Annotated in this window: 5 protein-coding genes and 2 pseudogenes; all 7 read left to right on the top strand. The window is 35.5% G+C overall.

Translation table 11 applies throughout. From position 1 onward, the window contains the following. Positions 1-261 (top strand): annotated as a pseudogene (locus ACJMML_RS03040) (tetrahydromethanopterin S-methyltransferase subunit H); the annotation flags it as partial. A 141-nt stretch (positions 262-402) separates the two neighbouring features. After that, positions 403-1,872, top strand: coding sequence for a methanogenesis marker 14 protein (locus ACJMML_RS03035; RefSeq protein ID WP_405305914.1), 1,470 nt, complete (start codon positions 403-405; stop codon positions 1,870-1,872). A gap of 16 nt (positions 1,873-1,888) precedes the next feature. Next, positions 1,889-2,497: an NTP transferase domain-containing protein gene (locus ACJMML_RS03030; RefSeq protein WP_405305913.1), complete on the top strand. Its 609-nt coding sequence runs from the start codon at positions 1,889-1,891 to the stop codon at positions 2,495-2,497. 53 nt (positions 2,498-2,550) lie between these two features. Next, the gene (locus ACJMML_RS03025; protein ID WP_292805699.1) at positions 2,551-2,820 is read left to right on the top strand and encodes a PRC-barrel domain-containing protein; all 270 of its coding nucleotides are present in this window, start codon (positions 2,551-2,553) and stop codon (positions 2,818-2,820) included. A gap of 135 nt (positions 2,821-2,955) precedes the next feature. Beyond that, the gene (locus ACJMML_RS03020; RefSeq protein WP_405305912.1) at positions 2,956-3,711 is read left to right on the top strand and encodes an ABC transporter ATP-binding protein; all 756 of its coding nucleotides are present in this window, start codon (positions 2,956-2,958) and stop codon (positions 3,709-3,711) included. Further along, positions 3,680-4,930 carry a SufB/SufD family protein gene (locus tag ACJMML_RS03015; protein WP_405305911.1) on the top strand — a complete coding sequence of 417 codons (1,251 nt, stop codon included), beginning with the start codon at positions 3,680-3,682 and terminating at the stop codon, positions 4,928-4,930. The genes ACJMML_RS03020 and ACJMML_RS03015 overlap by 32 nt, the downstream gene beginning before the upstream one ends. Before the next feature lie 322 nt (positions 4,931-5,252). Further along, positions 5,253-5,317: pseudogene (locus tag ACJMML_RS03010) on the top strand (methyl-viologen-reducing hydrogenase subunit delta); the annotation flags it as partial.

Here is a 5,317-nt window from a genome sequence, read left to right as displayed (position 1 = left end):
TCTGGTATTCACAACGTACCTTCCGCATGGGACTGGTTAAGAGGATACAAAAAAGAACACAAAGAAGCATGGCCTGTTTGTGATATCGGTTCAAACATCGTTCAACAAATGGCTGGTGGAGACTTCGTTCTTTTCGGACCTATCGAAAACTCCAGACTTGCATTCCCTGCATGTGGTATGGCTGATATCATGATTGCTGAAGCAGCAAAAGATATCGGTACCGAACCTGTAGAAGACCACCCAATTAACAAATTATTATAATTTAAAGGGGTCCCGATTAGATGATTCATTTCATCTAATCTATTTTTTTATTTTCACTTTTTTTCAAAACTTTTAATAAAATTTATATTATTCTAAAAAGATATTATTATTTAACTTTAATATTTTTGGAGAGGTTAGATAATGTCTTTTTTAAGTAAACTTTTTAATAGAGGTCCTAAGCCTATCATTGCTCATTCCAAAGAAGGTAATTTGGCAAGTTTAAGAGCTCAAAGGGCAGGTCCTGCAAGTCCTGGCGCTGTTCAAAAGCCTGATACTTTTTATGTAACTGCTTCTGTTGAATTAGGTAACACCACTACAAAATCTATTGTAATGGCCACTAATTTAAACACAAGTGAATCTTATTTATTGAATAAAACAGTTAAAATGACTCGTGATATACGCCCGCCTAAACCTAATGAAGAGGTATTCGGAAAAACCGTTTGGGGTATTGAACTTTCCAAGGAATCTGTAACAGAGCTTATCAGGGATACCGTTTTGGAATCTTTAAGAAAATGTCAGGTCGATAAGGATGAGGACTTGGATTTCGTTGTAAGATCAACCGGTGTAACCGCAGGTTTCGCAACTGCCGAAGAAGCAGGTCAATTGATTATCGCTTTGGCTGACGGTTGTCTTGAAGCTGATATTCCTCCAAGGAAAATGTCTCCTGCAATGACCATTTCACAGCTTCCTGAAAGGTTGCAGAAACATTCCCTTTTGGAAAACATAATGTTTGATGGTGCTGTTGTAAGTGTAGTTCCTCCTCAAGGTAAGGAAACAGTTGCAAATGAGATGGAAGGGGAACTTGTTACTGCAGGTATTAAGTTAGGAGCCAAATGGACTGAAGTGGATTACAGAAACCCTTGTGTTTCCCTAGATTTCGGTTCCACATTGGCAGGTCGTATCGTTAATGATAATGAACCTTATGCAAATACTGTAGGTAACTTCCTGGGTCTTGCAGGTGTTGTAAGCGACTCTTTGGCTAGAGGTTCAGGAAAAATCGATAAGAAGAATGGTGCTGCCCTGGATTTATATTCCGATAAGGCAATGAAAAAAGCTGACCACAAAAAGGCTGAAGCCAATGCATTGGAAGCTCATAAATTGGTTAACATTACTAAAGTGCCTAAGGATGTTGACAGATTCGGTACCGTGCCGGTGAATCCGGAAGCTGCAGAAAATGCAGGAACCACTTTAATTGGTTGTGATGTCGGATTCAATGGTGATAAATTAGATGAATTGATGGAATTGGGTGCACAATTCTATGATGCTGACGGTCTTCCAACTCTGCTTTCAACTCTTGACTATGTAAGTACAAATATTGTTAAAAGGGTTCTTGATGTTGCATTTGAGGAAAATGTTATCGTTCCAGGTTCCGCTTTAGGTATCACAGGTAGGGCAGGAATTACCGGACGTAAGCCTGAACTCATTTTAGAGGCAGTTCAAGACAAATTTGAAAATGTCGTATTTGTTGAGGACGGTCTTGCATTAGGTTCTGCAATCATGGCTCGTTGTATGAACTCAATGGGAACACCTAGAGTGCCTATTGGCGGTAAGCAAGGTGGAAGATGCATTCTTAAAGACCGTATGAAAATGATGGGCGGAAAATTCGCTTAAATTTCAGTGGTTTATCATGATTTATGCAATTTTGATGGCAGGAGGTATGGGAACCAGACTTGAAGTTCCCGAAGAAAAGCCTCTTTTCAAATTGCATGATAAGCCCTTAATCAAATATGTCATTGACAACTTAAATGCATCAGAATTGATTGATAAAATAGTTATTGCAGTTAGTCCAAACACTCAGGAAACTACCGGATACTTAAAATCTCTCAATGATGATTTCATTATTTTGGACACGTCAGGTGAAGATTATCTTAAGGATCTATCTTACATTTTGGATTACTTTGAAAAAAAATCTAAAGAAGACATTCTGCTTTTCATCAATGCTGATTTACCATTTATTTCAACAGAAACCATAGATTATGTCATAGATTATTATTTGGGCAATGATAAGGATGCATTATCGGTCATTGTTCCTGTTGAAGTTTTTGAAAGCCTGGGATTGAAATATTCATATGAGTTCAATGGATGTGTTCCCTCAGGATTGAATATTCTCAGAAGTGAAAATATCATCCAGGAGGAAACCCAGTTAGTGCTTGAAAAAGTGGAATTGGCATTAAATATTAATACGATTCCGGATAGTGAAATTGCAGAAAAGTTATATTACAAATATTACGTTTAAATATAATGAAGTTATAATAATTATATAACTAAAATAATTTTTATGGTGATTTAATGGATAATAAACAACAAATTCCAAAAAGAGAAGAAAAATTATGGAGTGAAATCAAAAACTATCAAGTAGCTACCAACAATGCACGTATCCTTGGTGTTTTAGATGAACTTATCATCAATGAAAAAACCGGTAAAATTGTCGATATCGCTATCAGAATCGAAAGTGACCGTAATATTCATGTTAAAGGCGCTAAAAGGAATGGAGACTTGTTATTAGTTCCTTTCGCTAAAGTTGAAAAAGTTGGCGAATTTATTATTGTAACTGAATAATTTCAGTTATACTCTTTTTTTTATTTATTTAATTTTTTGTAATTTTTTGCATTATTTACTGTTAACTATTTATTTTAGTAAATCTATATTTACTATAGTATAACAAATTCATATTTATTCATAAAAGGTGATTATATGTTGCTTGAAATTAAAAATTTGGCTGTTGAAGTGGCCGGAAAGAGAGTTTTAAAAGATGTTAATCTTTCAATTGATGAAGGGGAAACTCATGTTCTTTTAGGACCAAATGGTGCTGGTAAGAGTACATTATTTTTAACTATTTTAGGATTTCCACAATATGATGTGGTTGAAGGTTCTATAAAATTCAAAGGTCAGGATATTACTAAATTGTCTACTGCCGAAAGGGTTAAGTTGGGCCTTGGTGTAAGTTTTCAAACCCCTCCTGCAATTAGGGGAGTATCCGTGAGAGATTTACTCAAAATTGAGTCTCATCAAGAGATGGATGAAGATTTAAATCCTAGAATGCAGGAATTAGCAAAACAACTTAAATTCAGTGATGAATTTTTGGACAGGGATGTTAATTTAGGATTTTCTGGTGGGGAAGTAAAACGTTCCGAAATTTTACAGTTGCTTGCCCAAATGCCGGATTTCACCATGTTTGATGAACCTGACTCCGGTGTAGATATTGAAAATGTAGAATTGTTAGCTTCTGAAATAGGTACATTATTAGATAAAGATAAACCACAAGGTTCCAGAAAAAGAAGTGGACTTTTAATTACTCATTTAGGTTATATTTTAAACTTTGTAAGTGCAGATAAGGCGCATGTATTAATTGATGGTGTAATTTCTTGTTCTGGAAATCCAACTGAAATTTTAGAAGATATTAGAAAAAATGGTTTTAATGGATGTGTTGAGTGTGCGCAATGTTTATGATGATGCTGAAAGGGCAAAAGATAAAAAAGCAGCTTTAGGTGCTGATATTACTATTGAAAATTTCTCCGATGAAACTGTCAATGCTTTAGATATGATTGATGATTTGGATGATTTGGATAAACAAACCAAAAAGGATTTATTGCAAGTTGGTGTAGATACTGAAGAAAAAAACAGGTCAGGATCATTTTTACAGGTTGATCAAAGTAATATTTTCACAAACAACTCAATGTCCGATTCCATTGAAGTCATGAACATGGGCGTTGCATTGGAAAAGTATAGCTGGTTGGAAGATTATCTATGGAATGTCGTAAAACCTGATGCAGACAAATATACTGCAAAAACTGCTTTGAATGAACAGGAAAACGGTGTTTTAAGCGGTTATTTTGTAAGATCCCTTCCTGGAACCAAAGAGGTAATGCCTGTTCAGGCATGCATGTTCATCAGTGATGAAGACATCATGCAAACCGCTCACAACGTAATTATTGCTGAAGAAAACTCTGAATTGCACTTGATTACCGGTTGTGCAACTGGAGATGATGTCGGTTCTGCAATGCACGTTGGTGTGTCTGAAATGTATCTGAAACCGGGTTCCAAAATCACTTTCACTATGGTTCATAATTGGGCTGAGCAGGTTGAAGTTCGTCCAAGAACCGGTGTCAAATTAATGGACAATTCAACTTATATTAACAATTACATTCTAACCAGTCCTGTAAGCACTATCCAATCATTCCCGACTGCATACTGTGATGGTGAAAACTCAAGGGCAATTTTCCAAAGTATCCAAGGCGGTAAAAAAGATTCCATTATCGATGTTGGATCAAGAGTTTTGTTGAATGCTAAAGGAGCAAGAGGAGAGGTTATCTCAAGGGCTGTTGCACAGGATGAATCACAAATTTATGCAAGAGGTCATCTTGCAGGTACAGTCCCTGAAGTTAAGGGTCACTTGGAATGTCATGGACTTGTATTATCCGATGACAGTTTCATTTACGCTGTCCCTGAACTTGAGGCCAGTTCAGCAAACCTTGAAATGTCTCACGAAGCAGCTGTCGGTAAGATTTCCGAAGATGAGATTAACTATTTGACTTCAAGAGGAATCACCGAAGAAGATGCCGAATCCATGATTGTTAGAGGTTTCTTAAACATGGATATCACTGGTCTTCCTGACGAATTAGCTGAGCAAACTCAAAGAATGATTGATATGAGTCTTGATGGAATGTAATTCCATCTATATTTTCTTTTTTTTACAATTACTCTTATTTTAAACCTAATTTTCGTAAACTCGTTTTATAGTATATAAACCTTTTGACTTATTTTTCTAAGTAACCTTTATATTAATTATAAATGAAATATATTAATCAGTACATAATGTAATGCTGAGCTAGCTCATTACGTACGTAAAATTGTGTTTTTAAGGTATACCTAAACAGTATTTCCTTAAAAAGAAAATTTTAAAATTTTTTAAAAAACTTTAAAATTGGGTTTTTGAAAGACGTAAGTTTTTCTTAAACGTGAAAAAATATTTATAGAGGAGGAGAAACTCTATGGCTGATGATGTAAAAATTGTAATGTTTTGTTGCAACTGGTGTTCCTATGGAGGAGCAGACAC

Origin of the sequence: Methanobrevibacter sp. (assembly GCF_045130115.1) — an archaeon.
In the GTDB taxonomy this organism is placed as follows: Archaea; Methanobacteriota; Methanobacteria; order Methanobacteriales; family Methanobacteriaceae; genus Methanocatella.
This window is presented reverse-complemented; position numbering and strand designations above follow the sequence as displayed.